10 protein-coding genes are annotated in these 15423 nt (G+C 69.1%); 7 read left to right on the top strand and 3 right to left on the bottom strand.

Features of this window, described 5'->3' with window-relative positions; all coding sequences use genetic code 11:
* Positions 1-49 precede the first annotated feature (49 nt).
* The gene (locus AB0N03_RS44710) at positions 50-1966 is read right to left on the bottom strand and encodes a hypothetical protein (protein ID WP_364386224.1); all 1917 of its coding nucleotides are present in this window, start codon (positions 1964-1966) and stop codon (positions 50-52) included.
* A 409-nt stretch (positions 1967-2375) separates the two neighbouring features.
* Here AB0N03_RS44710 and AB0N03_RS44705 point away from each other — a divergent pair, with 409 nt between their 5' ends.
* From AB0N03_RS44705 to AB0N03_RS44675, 7 genes are read left to right on the top strand one after another with little or no spacing between them, the layout of a single operon-like run.
* The gene (locus AB0N03_RS44705) at positions 2376-3179 is read left to right on the top strand and encodes an ABC transporter ATP-binding protein (protein ID WP_364386222.1); all 804 of its coding nucleotides are present in this window, start codon (positions 2376-2378) and stop codon (positions 3177-3179) included.
* The gene (locus AB0N03_RS44700; RefSeq protein ID WP_364386220.1) at positions 3176-4339 is read left to right on the top strand and encodes a DUF3500 domain-containing protein; all 1164 of its coding nucleotides are present in this window, start codon (positions 3176-3178) and stop codon (positions 4337-4339) included. The genes AB0N03_RS44705 and AB0N03_RS44700 overlap by 4 nt, the downstream gene beginning before the upstream one ends.
* On the top strand, positions 4336-5001 hold the full coding sequence (locus tag AB0N03_RS44695; RefSeq protein ID WP_364386218.1) for a GntR family transcriptional regulator: 666 nt from the start codon (positions 4336-4338) through the stop codon (positions 4999-5001). Before AB0N03_RS44700 ends, AB0N03_RS44695 begins: the two co-directional genes overlap by 4 nt.
* A 27-nt stretch (positions 5002-5028) precedes the next feature.
* Positions 5029-6588: a carboxylesterase family protein gene (locus AB0N03_RS44690; protein ID WP_364386216.1), complete on the top strand. Its 1560-nt coding sequence runs from the start codon at positions 5029-5031 to the stop codon at positions 6586-6588.
* A gap of 11 nt (positions 6589-6599) precedes the next feature.
* Positions 6600-7628: an ABC transporter substrate-binding protein gene (locus tag AB0N03_RS44685; RefSeq protein ID WP_364386214.1), complete on the top strand. Its 1029-nt coding sequence runs from the start codon at positions 6600-6602 to the stop codon at positions 7626-7628.
* Positions 7629-7657: 29 nt separating this feature from the next.
* A complete protein-coding gene (locus AB0N03_RS44680; RefSeq protein ID WP_364386212.1) occupies positions 7658-8515 on the top strand; it encodes an ABC transporter permease in 858 nt (285 codons plus the stop codon).
* Positions 8516-8545: 30 nt separating this feature from the next.
* On the top strand, positions 8546-9691 hold the full coding sequence (locus AB0N03_RS44675) for a lactonase family protein (protein WP_364386210.1): 1146 nt from the start codon (positions 8546-8548) through the stop codon (positions 9689-9691).
* Positions 9692-9983: 292 nt separating this feature from the next.
* On the opposite strand, the gene AB0N03_RS44670 is transcribed toward AB0N03_RS44675, so the two are convergent.
* Both AB0N03_RS44670 and AB0N03_RS44665 read right to left on the bottom strand, forming a co-directional pair.
* Positions 9984-10151 carry a hypothetical protein gene (locus AB0N03_RS44670; protein WP_364386208.1) on the bottom strand — a complete coding sequence of 56 codons (168 nt, stop codon included), beginning with the start codon at positions 10149-10151 and terminating at the stop codon, positions 9984-9986.
* Positions 10152-10373: 222 nt separating this feature from the next.
* Positions 10374-14969: an RHS repeat-associated core domain-containing protein gene (locus tag AB0N03_RS44665; RefSeq protein WP_364386206.1), complete on the bottom strand. Its 4596-nt coding sequence runs from the start codon at positions 14967-14969 to the stop codon at positions 10374-10376.
* Positions 14970-15423: the final 454 nt, after the last annotated feature.

Raw genomic sequence — 15423 nt, 5'->3', positions numbered from 1 at the left:
TCTCCTTGTCGCCGCCGGGGCGCGAAGGAGGACAAGGTGGCCGGACCGGTCAGAAGGAAAGGATGTCTTGCGTGAGGTAGAGCGGCATGGAGTCCTCCCACTGGCTGTCCGTCAGCAGCTTCTTGCCGGAGCCGTCCGCGTTCATGCTGAAGATCTGGCCGTAAGGCTGGAAGGTGTTGTCGTACAGGGCGGCTTCTTCCCGGAAACCGTACATGCCGCTGTTGTAGAGGATGCGTCCGTCGTAGTTCCAGACGGCGTGGCCGTCGTTCGCGCCGCTGCTGGTCAGGGTGCGCAGGTCGCTTCCGCCGGGGCGGATGGTGCACACGTCGAAGTTGGTCGCGCTCGTCTTGCGGGTGAAGAGGATCAGCGTGCCGTCCGGGGACCAGTCGGGCAGGTTGTCGGACTCGGTGGTGAGAACGCGCGTCGCTCCGGTGGTCAGGTCGAGGACGCGCAGGCCGTTCGCCGCGCCCCACACGCGGTAGACGAGCTGGTTGCCGTCCGGGGAGTAGCTCGGGAAGCCGGCGTTGGTCGTGTTGTCCGTGAGCGCCTGCAAGCCCGATCCGTCGCTGCGTACCCGCATCACCGCGGCCGTCAGCACCGCGCGTTCCTGGAACCAGCCGCCCAGGCCGAACGCCAGCCACTGGCCGTCCGGTGACCACGCGGGCCGGAACGCGCCGGCCAGGCCCTTCGCGACCAGCGTCGGGTCGAGACCGCTCGCCGAGGTGTCGAAGACGACCTTCTGGTCCGAGCCGTCCGGTTTCATGGTGACGATCGAGGATCGCGCGGACCCGGTCTGCTTCTGCGTGATGGCGAGGCGGCCTTGCCGCGACAGCACCGGGAAGACGTCGCAGAACCGGCATTCCCAGTCGGGGTCCCAGCTGTAGAGCGGCGCGTCGAGCGCGCGCGTGGTGAAGCCGACCTTCTCGTAGACCACCGACTTCCCGTCCGGCGACCAGACCGGTGAGCGCAACGACCGCTTGACCGGCGGGCGGGTGCCCGACACGTAGGCCAGTCCCTCGTCGGGGCCGCCCTTGATCAGGTAGCCGATCTCGGTGGCGCTGACGTACTGCGGCGCGACCTTCAAGTGCGGGCCGGAAGTGTGCTCGACGCGGTGGGTGCCGGTCGCGACGTCGACCGAGACGATCTGGGATTCGACGACCCCGATGGCCTCCGGGCGGTGGGCGCCCCAGGTGCCTTCGGTGGTGATCTCGTAGTAGACGATCCGGCTGCCGTCCGGTGACCACTTCGGCGAGCCCAGGCAGTACCCCGGTTTGGTCGCGACCCGGCGGAAGCCGGTGCCGTCCGGTCTGATCACGTAGATGCTCAGTTCCTGGGTGTGCTCCCAGCCGTGACCGTCGTCGTGGCCGCGCCAGGCTGTGTCGCGGTCGCTGGAGAAGGCGATCCACCGGCCGTCGGGGGACCACGCCGGTTTGAAGTGGCCGTCGGGGCTGCCCGGGTCGCCGGCGAGCGCGGCGGTGCCGGTCAGGGTGGTCAGTTTCCGGGTTTGCATGTCCAGCAACCAAATCTGGGCTTTGTGGTCGGCCGAGCGCGTGGACACGAAGGCCAGCTTCGACCCGTCCGGGGACAGGACGGCGCCGTCGTCCACCGCCGGGCCCGTCACCAGGGCCTGGACGCCGACGCCCTGGCCCGATCCGTTGAGGCCGGCCTGGTAGAGGCAGGAGTTGCCGTCGCCGCCGCGTTCCGAGGTGAAGAACAGGGTCCGGCCGTCGGCGGAGAAGCTGGCGTGGCGGTCGTAAGTCGTGCCTTGCCAAAGCTTTCGCTCGTTCGAGCCGTCGGCGTCGGCGATGTACAAAGTGGCCGAGGAGGGGCCGATGCGGTTCATCAGCAGCACGCCCTTCTTGCCCGGCGAGGCTGCTGCCACGGCGAAGGGCCGGGACAGGAAGGTCGCTGCGGCAGCCGCCGCGCCGGCGGCCAGGAACGTTCGGCGCTGCATATCGGGTGACATCGTTGTACCTGAACCCTTCGCCGTTGGAGGACGCAGTCGCGCACCGGGAGCCGGCGGCGCTCGACGCGGTCGTCAAGCCGCGGCCGGCGCGTGGTCTGACCCCGGTCGGGGTGCGGTAGTTCGAACCTGCGGATGCGCAGATTGTCAAACAACTTTGAGTGACGGTAGCACCGGCCAATCTTCGCGGCAAGCAGGATTGTCCGGCAATCATGACCGCGTGACCGAGTTGAGCTGGCGTGGATCTTTGAGTTCCCTGTGAGTTCTTGTGGGGCTCGCGCCGGTGGTGTTACCTTCACGGCGCAAGTTGTCGGACAATCCAGAGACGGGTGCGAGCTGAGACGCCGGTGACGGCGCCGTTCGGCCGTCGCGTGCCGGATCGCCTCACCCGTAGCCGGTCAAGGAGACAGAGTTGTCGACGAACCAGCGTGACCCCAGCGTGGAAGCACTCCGCTTCGAGAACGTCACCCTGGAATTCCCGGGGGGACACCAACCGGCCATCGAGGACGTCTCCCTCCGGGTCGCGCGGCGGAAGTTCGTCGCCGTGATCGGGCCGAGCGGCTGCGGCAAGAGCACGATCCTGAACCTGGCGGCCGGACTGCTGGCCCCGACCCAAGGCGAGGTCCACTTCGACGGCGAGCCCGTCACCGGCGTCAACTCCCACGCGGCCTACGTGACCCAGAAGGCGAACCTGTTGCCGTGGCTCAGTGTGAAGGCGAACATCGGCTTGGCGCTGAAGTTCCGCAACCTGCCCAGGGACGAGCGCACCGAGCGCATCGCCCACTGGATCAAGGTCGTGGGCCTCACCGGCTTCGAGGACCACTACCCCCGGGAGCTGTCCGGGGGGATGCAGAAGCGCGTCGCGATCGCGCGGGCGCTGATCTACGACCCGTCGATCGTGCTCATGGACGAGCCGTTCGGGCCGCTGGACGCGATCACCCGGCTCAAGCTCCAGCAGGAGCTGCTCAACCTGTGGGAAGAGCAGCAGGGCACGCTCGTCTTCGTCACCCACGACCTCAACGAGGCGATCTACCTCGCCGACGAGGTCGTCGTGATGTCGAGCGGGCCGGGCCGGATCCGCCGCGTCCTGCAGGTCCCCTTCGAACGGCCCCGCAACATCGGCACTCTCGTCGAGTCGCGCGAGTTTTCGGAGATCTACAACGACCTGTGGAGCCAGTTCAAGTCGGAGATCGACGTGCAGGCAGGACGGCCGTGACCGGGCTGCGGTACCGCCCCAGCGCCCCGACGCGGCGACCCGAGCGGTGGACGCCGGAGCTGCTCGAAAAGATCGAGTGGCGCCGGAAGGCGGCGGACGAGCCGTTCCGCGGTGTCGCCACCTCCGACGGCCTCCGGCCCGGCCTGTTTCCGGTGCACAGCACCGGCATCGACGTCAGCGGCGTGCGCACCGCGGCCGAGGACTACCTGGCCGCGCTGACCCCGCGCGAACTGGCCGACGGCCGGCTCCCGATGGACGACGTGACCTGGCGGCACTGGGCCAACGGCGCCCGGTACTTCCTGCGCCACGGCCTCTGCCTGGAGGAACTCGACGACACCAAGCGGCAGCTGGCCCTGGACATCGTCCGCGCCAGCCTCAGCGACGCCGGCTTCGCGCAGGTCGTCGACCTGATGCACCTCAACCTGACGATCGGTGAGCTGCGCGGCGAGGAGGACCTGCTCAACGAATGGCTGTACTGGTTCAGCCTCTACGGCGAGCCCGAGCGGGGCGGCCCGTGGGGCTGGCAGCTCGACGGCCACCACGTGAACGTCAACTGCGTCTTCGTCGGTGACCGGATGGTGCTCACCCCGACGTTCCTCGGCGCCGAACCGGTCGTCGCCGAATCGGGGAAGTACGCCGGTACCACGGCTTTCCGGCGCGAGGAGGCCGTCGGCCAGGAGCTGTTCACCAGCCTGACCGGACACCAGCGCGGCCGGGCCATGATCGCCGACGAGCTGCCGCCGGATCTGTTCGTCGGCGCCTTCCGCGACAACTTCAAGCTGAACTACGAAGGCCTGCCGTTCGGCGATCTCAAGCCCGCGCAGCGCGCGACCGCGGCCGAGCTGCTCGGCCTGTACGTCGGCCGCGCCGGTGACGCGCACGCCCGCGTCCGGATGGACGAGGTCCTCGCCCACGAGCGGGAGACGTACTTCGCGTGGGCCGGCGACGGAAAGCCCGGCGCGGTCTTCTACTACCGCCTGCACAGCCCGGTGCTCCTCGTCGAGTTCGAGCACCAGGCCGGGGTGATGTTCGACAACGACGTGCCGTCGCGGCGGCACATCCACACCGTCGTCCGCACCCCGAACGGCAACGACTACGGCGCCGATCTGCTGCGTCAGCACCACGAGCGGTTCCACCGGCACCCCGGCATGACGGCATGACGGACACCAGCAGCACCACGAGCGAGCACAAGAGTTCCGCCACCCGGTACAGCCAGGCGTACGAGGAACTGCGCTCGCTGCTGCTGTCGGGCACCCTCGAGCCGAACACGCGGCTCACCGAAGCCGACCTGACCACCAGGTTCACCGTCTCGCGCAGCACGATGCGCGCGGTCCTCGTGCGGCTGACGCAGGAGGGCTACGTCACCAGTGAGGTCAACCGCGGAGTCCGGACCCGCAGCTTCTCACCCGAAGAGGCGAAGGACATCCTGGAAGCGCGCGAAACGCTGGAAGCCGCCTTGGCCGGAAAGGCGGCCGAACGGGCCACGGAAGACGAGATCGCCGAACTGCGCGCCACTTTGGACACCATGGCGGACGCTCGGGCCCGCGGCGACCAGGCGGCGTATTCGCACGGAAACCGCCGCTTTCACCAGCAGGTGAAAACGGCCGCCCATCAGCACACCCTGGCCCGGACGTACGACACCTTGCTCTACCCGCTCGTCATGCGCCAGTACCGCAACGTCTCGGCGCAGCACCCGAGGGCCGGCTCGTTCGAGGAACACCAAGCCATTTTCCACGCCATCTTCACCCGCAACCCCGAAGCGGCCGTCGCCGTGATGCGCCATCACGTCGGTGCCGCCCGGCATGCACTCGTGCTCGGCTGAAAAGGCTGTTGAAGGGAGGTGAACACCATGCGCGAACCGGTGAAGACCGAATCCGGTTTCGTGTCGGGAACACCGGGGCGCGACCGTTCGGTCACCGTCTACAAAGGTGTTCCCTATGCCGCGCCGCCGGTCGGGAACCTGCGCTGGCGGCCGCCGGCGCCACCGGTCCGGTGGTCCGGAGTGCGCCCGGCCGACGTCTTCGGGCCGAGGTGTCCGCAGCCGCCGCACGACCCGGCGATGAGCGAGGACTGCCTGTACCTCAACGTCTGGGCGCCGGCCACCGACGCACAGCCGTGTCCGGTGCTCGTCTGGATCCACGGCGGCGGCTTCCGGACCGGTTCGGGAGCGGACCCCCGGTTCGACGGCGAGCACCTCGCTCGCCGGGGCTTGGTGGTCGTGACCTTCAACTACCGCCTGGGCGCCTGGGGTTTCCTGGCAACGCCCGAGTTGAGCGAGGAGTCCGGGCACGGCGGCTCCGGCAACTACGGGCTGCTCGACTGCGTCGCGGTCCTGCGGTGGGTCCAGGCGAACATCGCGGCCTTCGGCGGCGACCCGGACCGGGTGACCATCGCCGGGCAGTCGGCCGGTGCCGGTTCGGTGAACTTCCTCGCGATGTCGCCGTTGGCGGCCGGGCTGTTCCACCGGGCCGTCGCGCAGAGCCACGCCCGCTACGCCCGCGACCCCGAACTGCGCTACCTGGCCACGTCGTACCGGACCCTGGCCGGCGCCGAAGCGGCCGGCGCCCGGTACGCGGGAGCGCGGTCTCTCGCGCAACTGCGCGCCCTGCCTTGGCAGCAGCTGATCGACGACGAACCGGCCGACACCGACACCGACGTCGACACCGGCAGCACCGCCAAGCCGCCCCTGTTCCGCCCGGTCGTCGACGGCTGGGTGCTCCCCGCCGGCTACGACGAGACCTACGCCGGTGGGCGGCAGAACGACGTCGGCTACCTGGCCGGCAACAATCTGGACGAGGGCGGGGCGATCCCCGAGTCCGCTTTCGACGACCACCGGGCTCGCGGGCCGGTCCTGCGGCCGGGCGCGCCACCGGTGCACGTCACACGCGAAGCGCACGTCGCCGCGGCCCGGCGGAAGTTCGGGGCGATGGCGGAGGAGTTCCTCCTGCTCTACCCGGCTGCCTCGGACGACGACGCCGCCCGGTCCCACTGCGCCGCCGTGCGCGACAACGCCCGGATCTCCACCCACCTGTGGGGCACCCGCTGGGCCGAGCACGCCGGCCGGCCCGTCTACACCTACTTCTGGACGCACCGTTCGCCCGCCCAGGGACAGGATCCCCGCCGGGCGTCGCACAGCTCCGAGATCGAGTTCGTCTTCGGCAACCTCGACCCCGGCGGCGCTTCGTGGACCGGTGAAGACCGCGAAATCGCGGCGATCATGTCGGCGTACTGGGCCAACTTCGCCGCCACCGGCGATCCCAACGGCTCCGGCCTGCCGCACTGGCCGGCCCACGCGGCGGACTCGGCGACCGTGATGGAGCTCGGCGCCCACTTCGGGCCCATTCCGGTGGCGGACCCGGCCCGGCTCGATTTCTGGACCCGCTTTTTCCCCACCCAGCAGGCTTGGTGACAGGAGTTCTGATGACCCACAGCGGAACAAGGAAGTTCACGCGTGCGCTCACCGCGCTGACGGTCGCCGCGCTCGGCTCGGCGTTGCTGACCGCCTGCGGCGACAGCGCCGGCGGCTCGGGCGACACGGTCACCATCGGCATCGGCGGCAACATCTTCGACATCCCGTTCCAGGTGGCGGAAGCCCAGGGCTTCTTCACCCAGCAGGGAGTGAAGGTGAAGTACGTGACGCTGACCGCGTCCACCGGCGCCTCCGCCCTCGAGTCGGGGTCCGTGCAGTTCCTCAACGACAGCCCGACCGGTTTCCTCTCCGCCCTCGGCAAGCACATCCCGGAGACGGCGATCGCGGTGGACGGCGGCGGGAATCCCCTGGGCCTGGTCGTCAGCACGAAGTTCGCGAGCGCGCACGGGCTGACCGCGGCCAGCCCGGCGGCCCAGGTCGCCCAGGCACTGGCCGGCTCGACCGGCGGCGCGAGCTCGGCCAACACCAAGGCCGAGGCGGGGCTGTTCCTCAAGGCCCACGGGGTCGACCCGACCAAGCTGAAATGGGTTTCCCTGCCGAGCCCGGCCGCCGACAAGACCGCGCTGAAGAGCGACCAGATCGACTGGTTCGTCACCTCGGAGCCGACGCCTTTGGACATCCAGCACTCCGGCGACGGCATCGTGGTGGCCGACCCGGTGAAGGTTCCCGCGTGGTCCGCGGCCGAGGCGGGGTACGGCGAACTCCTGGTCGCCCGCACCAGCTACCTCAGCGAGCACGCCGACGTCGCCAAGAAGGTCGCCACCGCCGTACAGCAGGCGACCGCCTACCTGAACGCCAACCTCGACTCCGAGGCGGTGCAGGCCGCGGCCCAGAAGGCACTGGCCGGCGTCCCGGCCGACGTCGTCAAGGCCAGCCTCCACCAGGTCGACTGGCCGAAGAGCGGCGCGATGAGCACCGCGGACTGGGACAAGACCCTGAAGTTCATCAACTCGCTGGGAGCGCTGCCGCAGCCCGCCGCGGTCACCGCCGACAACTGGACCAACAAGTACCTGTCGTGAGACGTGGCTGACGAGGAAAGGAGCAGACGATGGTGACTGCTACCGACACCGCGGTGCCGAAGACCGAGGCCCCGGCCGCCCCGGGGAAGAACGCCGGCCGCCGGCGGGGAGGGGCCGCGGTGGTCCTGCTGCGCCTCGCGGTGATCGCGCTCTGCCTGGTGCTGTGGCAGGTGATGAGCGGGCCGGTGATCCCGGAATACGCGGTCAGCAAGCCTACCGAGGTGTGGCAGGCGCTCTGGACGCTGCTCGGCTCGGAGTCGGGGTGGATCGACATCCGGACGACGTCGACCGAGGTGGCGGCGGGGTTCGGCATCGGCGTGGTGGCGGGCACGGTGCTGGGCCTGCTGCTCGGGTCCTTCGCGTTGGCGGGCCGGGTGATGGAGCCGCTCGTCGCGGCGGTCAACGGCGTTCCGAAGATCGCGCTCGCGCCGCTGTTCGTGCTGTTCTTCGGGATCGGCTCCTGGTCGAAGATCTACATCGCCGCGACCGGGGTGGCGTTCGTGGTCTTCTACAACATCTACCTGGGACTGCGGCTGCGGGACCGCGAACTCGTCGAGATCATCGAGGTGATGGGCGGCCGGCGGCACCACGTCCTCAGCTACGTGACGATCCCGACGCTGGCTGCCCCGTTCTTCGCCGCGCTCAAGGCCGGCGGCCCGCTGGCCATCCTGGGCGTGATCGGCGGGGAGTTCATCGCCTCGGCCGAGGGGGTGGGACATGAGCTGTTCACCTCGGCCATGAACCTCGACGCCGCGACCGAGTTCGCCGGTTTGATCGTGCTGATGGCGATCACGCTGGTGCTCAACGGGCTGCTGACGCAGCTCGACAAGTACGCCCTCAAACGCCTCGGCCTCGCCACCCGTCGCCCGCGCCGGGCGCGGGCCTGACTCGCGTTTCCCGAAACGGAGCTGTCCACTATGGAGTCGAATTTCTCCCGAAGAACGGTTCTCGGCGCCCTGACTGCGTCCGCGGTCGGTCTGGGCGGCGCGCGGACGGCCAAGGCGGCGCCCAGGCCGGACCTCGTCTGCATCGGCACGTGGAAAGGTCAGTTCGTCCACGGGGCCTGGTTCGATCCCGTTCGCGGCGACTTGACGCCGATCGGGCCGGTCGGGGAGGCCAACGCCGACTGGTCGGTGCCGCACCCGACGTTGCCGCTGCTGTACGTGGCCACGCTGGAAGAAGACGGAGTCGTCGGCACCTTCCGGATCGACCGGGCGAGCGGCGCCCTGACGAAGCTCAGTGAGGTGGCCACCGGCGGCGCGGGCCTGGGCGGCGGCGGGGTGTCGTACCTCGGGGTGGATCGGCCGTCGAACACGCTTCTGGTCGCCAACTTCGAAGGTGGCTTCGCCGCGGCGCTCCCGATCTCGAGGACGGGCGAGCTGGGGCGGCCGGTGTCGATCGCGCAGGACACCGGCTCCGGCCCCAACCCCCGGCAGGGCCGCCCGCACCCGCACCACGTGGTGCTCGATCCGACCGGCCGCTTCGCCCTGGTCGCGGACTTCGGTGCCGACCGGGTCTTCGTCCGGCGCTTCGATCGCGCGACACGCACCCTGTCAGCCGGCCCGCAGCCTTACGCCACGGAGCCGGGTTCAGGCCCGCGACGTGTCGTTTTTCACCTCGACGGCCGGAACGTGTACCTCTTGAACGAGTTGACGGCGGACGTTCAGACCCTCGGCTGGGACCCTCGGGACGGAACGCTGACCCGCCGTCAGACCCTGTCCACCGGTACACCCGGCTCCTCGGTCACGAAGAGCGCCTCAGACCTGGCGATGAGCCGCGACGGCCGGTTCGTCTACACCGGCAATCGCGGCGAGAACTCTCTGGTCGTCCACGCCGTCGACCCACGCACCAAGCTGCTCGAACCGATCCAGCGAGTGCCCTGCGGCGGCGTCACGCCGTGGAGCTTCACGGTTCACCCCACCGGCCGGTGGCTGCTGGTCGCGAACGAAGCGAGCGGCACGGTCAACGTCTTCGCGGTCAACCAGCGCTCCGGAACGCTGACGGACACGGGCAAGCTCATCTCGATTCCCAACCCGGACTCGATCACGTACTGCCGCAGCTGAACCAGGCCGCCGCCTCCCCGGACCTATTGGAAGCCCGCCGGCACCGTCCGGCGCGGACGGCGCGCGTGCCGGTAACGGCCGCCCGCCGGAACGCCACGCGTGGATCACCGATCACCGGCTCGGCCTGCAGCATCCATCCCTAGGTCGAGTTGTGGCACGGTACAGGGAATTCATCCGGCGGTGCGTGCGTCGCGGCTGTCACCGACCGAGGCGCCGGCCACCTGATACCGACATTGGTCTCGGCGTCACGCCAACCTTCCCTCCGCGGAAAAGGAGCCCAAGGTCGACAACCTCAGCGGCAACGATCAGCGTGTTGTCGCAACACTCGGGCGTCCGCAGGCGAGATCACAATGACTTTTGCGGCCTCCTGCTCCACCTCGACGAAGTTGCCGGGGTGTTCCGCGTCCGGTTCACCAGCCACCGCGCCGATGAGATGCGGCGAGATCCTGGTCAGCCACACCTTCACTCGCCCGGGCCGATTTCCACCGATGATGTTCCTGGTCTTGCCGGTCGAGGAGCCTCGGGACCGAATTGCCCCGAGGCTGCACGTCTCCGGGTTACCACAGCGAACATCAGCCCGTTCCCCGCAGTCTCGCGGCTCTGAGCTGGCTTACGTGTACCCGATGCCCGGACCGGCCGTTTCGGGCCGGGAAAGGACGCTCGGACTCCGCCGCGCACCCCGCTACCGGAACGGATCCGGCGTGATGTCCTGCCCGAACAGCTTGCCGTGGCTCTCGCCGACGTGGACGTGGTAGCCCTTCTTGCCGACGTTGACCGTGATGTGCGATCTCGGGTCGGCGCCGCCTGCTGCGCCGCCGAGGCCGCCGTGGTGGATGCCTGCCGTTTGCTGCCAGCCCTTTTCCTGCATCTGCCGGAGCAGCTCCTGGGCCCTCCGGGCCTCCTCGCCGCGGCCTTTGGCGAGATTCTCGAGGAGACCGACGAACCGTTTGTCGTTGATCCGGGTGACCGGAGTGTCGGCGCCGCCGGAGAAGTACGACTGTCCCACCTTCTTCCCGTTCGTGGCGTTGGTGTTCAAGGTCGGGTTGTGCGCCTTGCCGCCCTTGCACTTGGCAGCGGCCAGCCCGGCCGGGTCCAGCCAGCCGGTCGGGTTGGCCACATAAGCGTGCTGCTTGAGGCCGCCGCCGAGGCCGAGCGGATCGGGCGAGAGGTAGCGGCCGGTTTCCGGTTCGTAGTATCTGTACAGGTTGTAGTGCAGACCCGTCTCGGCGTCGAAGTACTGGCCGGGGAAACGCAACGGCATCCCGTCCCCCTCGGACTGCCCGACGCCCCACAGCGACCAATCGGCCTTCCATGCGATCCGGCCGTCCTCGTCGACCAGCTCGACGGGGCTGCCGACGACGTCCGCGACGACCGCGTGGAACTGCTCGTCGGCGGCACCCGGGCGGAGCAGGCGGGATACCGGCGTGACCTCGCCCGGGAGCCACTCCCAGACCGTCGTGACGACCCGGCCGTCCAATTCCCGGGTGCTTTCCTCGGCGAGGAGCATCCCGTCCCACACGAACACCGTTTCCTGCAATGCCACACCTGCCGAGCTCACAAACCGCTTCGTCCGACGCCGGCCGAGCGCGTCATAGGTGTAAGACCAGTGCCCGTCACCGGACGCGTCCACGCGCACCAGGTGGTCGTCGGCGTTCCAGGTGAACCGCATCCCGCCCCGCCGGATCACCCTGTTCCGTTCGTCGTACTCGTAGCCCGCCGCACCCGCGCGAGTCAGCAGCCCGCCGTCGAACGTCCGTTGCCCGACGGCCGGATGCGCACCCCACTCGGCGGCCTGGACGTTGCCGACGCGGTCGTATCCGTAATGCTCGGTGCGGGACTGCCCGCGCACAGCGGTGATCCGGCCCAGCCGGTCGGGGTCGAAGTCCACCCGCCCGGCGCGCAGATCGTCGATCCCGGTCAGCACGTCGTCCGCCCGGTACGAGTAGGCCCGCCGCTGGGCCAGCACTTCAGACCCGATGGTCAGTGCCTGCCCAGCCAGGCGCCCGTTGACGTCCCAGGTCTGGGCGAGCCGGGCCGCGCCCAGCGTCCGGCCGGTCTCCCGGCCCGCCCGGTCGCGCGCGAACTCGATGGTCCGCCTCGCCGTGCGCAGCCGCGCGGGCGCACCGGCGGCGTCGTAGGTCCAGGCGGACTCCGTCCCGGATGGGGTGCGACGGCCGGTGCGCAGGCCGGTGCGATCGAGCACGGAACGAATTTCCCGGCCGTCGCAGCTTTCGGCGACTACCCGGCCGAGCCGGTCGTAAGACAGCGTCAGGTCCGTCTCGCCGTTGCGGGCGCGCACCAGCCGGTCCGCCGGGTCGTAGGTGTAGGAGGTGATCGCGTCCCCGGTGTGCTTCCGGACGAGCCGGCCAAGCTGGTCGAATGAGCTATGCGTGACCAGGCCGCCATTGTGGATCTCCACCGGCTGCCCGGCGGCGTCGCGGACGTAGGAAACCGTGCACCCGTCGAAGTCGGTTTCCCGCACGACGTGCCCGGCAGCGTCGTAGCCGATCCGCCACTCCGCGCCCGCCTCGTTCACCACGGATGTGAGCCGCATTTCCGTGTCGTAGGCGAACCGGACGCGGCTGCCGTCCGGGGCAATTTCGCACACCGGCAAGTCAAAGGGGCCGTAGTCGGTGCGCGTGACCGCGCCGGTGCCGTCGATTTCCTCCCGTGCGTTCAGCTCGCCATCGTAGCTGTAGCGAACCGTCGAACCGTCCGGCGAAATCCGCCGCCACAGCTCACCTTCGGCCGTCCATTCGTACCGGGTGACTGCGCCGAGCGGGTCGGTTTCCGCGGCGAGGTTGCCGAGCGGGTCGTAGCTGTAGCGGGTGACGCCGCCCGCCGGATCCTTGAGCAGCAGCGGTTTGCCGAGCTCATCGCAGGTGATTTCGGTGCGGCGACCCTCCTCGTCGACCACCGCAGCGAGCCGGCCGGTGTCGTCGTAGAAGCGCCGGCGCACCCCGCCGAGCGGATCCGTCACCGACGCCAGCCGCCCGGCCTCGTCATAGCCGTAGGAGGTGACGGCGCCGTCCGGTTCCATCCGGGTGACGATGCGGCCGTGCTCGTCGCGCCGGATCTCCCGGCCCGAGCCGTCCGGCCGGGTTTCCGAGACGAGCAGGCCGGATTCGTCGTAGCCGTACCGGGTGACGCGGCCCAGCTGATCGGTCCGAGCGAGCAGCCGGTCGCAAGCGTCCCAGGCGAATTCGACGACGCCGCCGAGCGGGTCGATCTGCCGGGCGAGGCGGAAGTCGTCGGTCAGCTCGTACGTCGTGGTGTGACCAAGGGAATCGGTGGCCCGGTTGACCCGGTTCTGCGGGTCGTAAGCGAAGGTGTAATCCAGAGCGCCACCTGGGCCGGCGCCCCGCACGCACCGGTCATGGTCGTCGTAATCGAACTTGTAGCCCCAGCCATTGCGGTCGAGCCACGCCGTGATGCGGCTCGCTTCGTCGTAGTCGAACCGGTAGGCGAGGCCCGATGAGTTGACGACGGAGATCAGCCGGGCCTGCTTGTCATACCCGAACCGGACCAGCAGCCCGCCTTCGGCGGAGGCCAGGTCGGTGATCCGCCCCCCGGCGGAGGCCACCGTCAGCCGGTGCCCGGCGGAATGCCGGATCCCGGTGGGAACGCCTTCGGAGTTCCGCTCGAACGTGATGAGATTGCCGGACCGGTCCGAAACAGCCGAGAGCCAGCGCACCCCGCCGCTCTGCCGCACGAAATGCAGGGTACGTTCCAGATCCGGTTGGTCCAGCCGGAATTCCGCGTCCGAACCGGAGAGCCACCAGCCGGGTCCGTTGACCGGCAAAACCCGATCCTCCCCCGGCGGCGGGAAAACCAGCAGCGTCCCGTCTTCGGCCGCGAAGTCGACTCGGTCGTCGGACACCTCGATTCTCTGGTCCACGGTGGACGCCCATGCGGCGCCGAAGTGCACCCCGCTGCGGTAACCGGAAAAATGCGCGCGTTCCAGCAACAGCGGGAGCAGGCCGTCGATCTCGACGTCGGTCTGGGCCAGCATCATCCGGCCAGTGGTCATGTCGATCGGATCGCCGCTGCCCGGGCGGCAGCCGCTCGGCGTCGAGTTCGACACGGGCTCGTTGTTGTGTCCGCGCAGTCCGCCGCCGCGCTCGCCGTCGCCCGGGTTGCCGCGCGGGCGGCCTGCGTCACCGGTGCCACTCTTGCCGTTCCCGCCGCTGCTGCCCGACGTCGACGTGTGGCCGTCCGGCCCGCTGCGGCTGCTCTCGTTTTCCGGCGGGTCGTGCTTGGCCGGCGGTTTGTGGTCGCCGCCGTGGTCGCCGGACGTGTGGGTGTTTCCGCCGCCGCCATGGTCGCCGGCGGCCGTCGTGGAGTCGCCACCCTTGCCACCGGGATTTGGCTCGGGAGACGACCTCGCGGTGATGTCCTTGGGTTTTCCGGCTGGTTTGACGTTGCCGGGCTTGATGTTCTTCAACGCCTTGCCGGCGTCTTCGAACAGCGTGCCGGCCTTCTTCAGCAGCGGGACCAGCCCTTTGAGCGCTTTGACCAGTTTGGTGGTGAGGCCGGCGATCTTCGACGCGGTCTTCGCAACCGCGGCGACCACCTGCGGCACGACCCAGGTCATGCCGATGCCGAGGGTGAACACCACCTGCAGCGCCCAGGAGATCAGGTGCCCGACCAGATCGGCAATGACGTCGCGCACGAGGGTCCGCACCGCAGCGACGACCTCGCCGGCCGTTTTGACGCCACTCGCCGCACCCTCGCAACCCTTCTGCGCGCTGGCGATCAGTATCGAAGTGTCCTCAGCGCGCTCGCGGTAGGCGTCGGCGGCCGTTCCCGTCCACACACCGAGATCCTTTTTGACCAGGTCGACCAGTTCGGTGGACACACCTTCGAGCTCCTTGGCGACGTTCGTCCAGGTCTGCGACTGCGCAGTGATCTCGTCCACGTTGCCGGCGAGGGCGTCGAGGGCTTCCTTGAGCGGGCCGACGTGCTCGATCAGCCAGCCGACCCCGGCGGCGAAGACGGCACCGAAAGGGTCCAAGACGGCGGTCAGGGCGTCCAGCGCGGTGCCGACGGCCCCCACCGCGACCGATGCCCAGTCGCCGCTCTCGATCGCCGACTTGAGGCTGGTGGCGTCTTCGAGCAGCGGCACACCGGACACCGCCGTCGTCGAATCCTTCACCGGCGCAACCAACGGATTGGACATCGCGAAATTCCCCCACACTCTCAACGTCTCTGGGGCCGACGCTAACAACAGACCTTTGGCCATACACTGCAGCCTCGATAATGATGTACCGAAGGACATCGAACCTGCCCGAGTGCCCGCCTCGGGCAACCCCGACCGGCCGGGCCGCAACCCAGATCAGCGCCTTTCCCTAACTCAAGACATACAGCTGAGACATCCCATTGGACAACGGCACGTCGCCGCAACCGAAGTGCCGATTCGACTGAAACTCAAGGTCGCCGGCGGGCGTTCCGTCGGCGCCGCACCTGATGCGTACTCGGCGTACACGGAAACAGACGTTGAGCAGCATCGCGCGTGACCGGCCGGCTGCATGCTCACCGCCCGGTCACTGGCGTGCCTGTACGCCGCTGCTGACATCGACATGCGCTCGACAGTCCGGGCAGCGACGTCGGCAGTTCTACCGTGGTAGCCTGAGAGCATTTGAACGGGGCGTCGAATGTCCCTGAGCCGGTATCCATATTCACCTCGCCACTGTGATTGCTGCCTGTTCAACCCGGGCGTCATCTAGGCTAAG

Origin of the sequence: Amycolatopsis sp. NPDC051061, assembly GCF_040682935.1 — a bacterium.
In the GTDB taxonomy this organism is placed as follows: domain Bacteria; phylum Actinomycetota; class Actinomycetes; order Mycobacteriales; family Pseudonocardiaceae; genus Amycolatopsis.
Note: the sequence above shows the minus strand (reverse complement) of the source record. Positions and strands in the feature narration are given on the sequence as shown.

Coding starts and splice junctions, on each gene's coding strand:
- AB0N03_RS44710 (WP_364386224.1), bottom strand. CDS start 1,966: ATGTCACCCGATATGCAGCGCCGAACGTTCCTGGCCGCCGGCGCGGCG.
- AB0N03_RS44695 (WP_364386218.1), top strand. CDS start 4,336: ATGACGGACACCAGCAGCACCACGAGCGAGCACAAGAGTTCCGCCACC.
- AB0N03_RS44690 (WP_364386216.1), top strand. CDS start 5,029: ATGCGCGAACCGGTGAAGACCGAATCCGGTTTCGTGTCGGGAACACCG.
- AB0N03_RS44685 (WP_364386214.1), top strand. CDS start 6,600: ATGACCCACAGCGGAACAAGGAAGTTCACGCGTGCGCTCACCGCGCTG.
- AB0N03_RS44680 (WP_364386212.1), top strand. CDS start 7,658: ATGGTGACTGCTACCGACACCGCGGTGCCGAAGACCGAGGCCCCGGCC.
- AB0N03_RS44675 (WP_364386210.1), top strand. CDS start 8,546: ATGGAGTCGAATTTCTCCCGAAGAACGGTTCTCGGCGCCCTGACTGCG.
- AB0N03_RS44665 (WP_364386206.1), bottom strand. CDS start 14,969: ATGTCCTTCGGTACATCATTATCGAGGCTGCAGTGTATGGCCAAAGGT.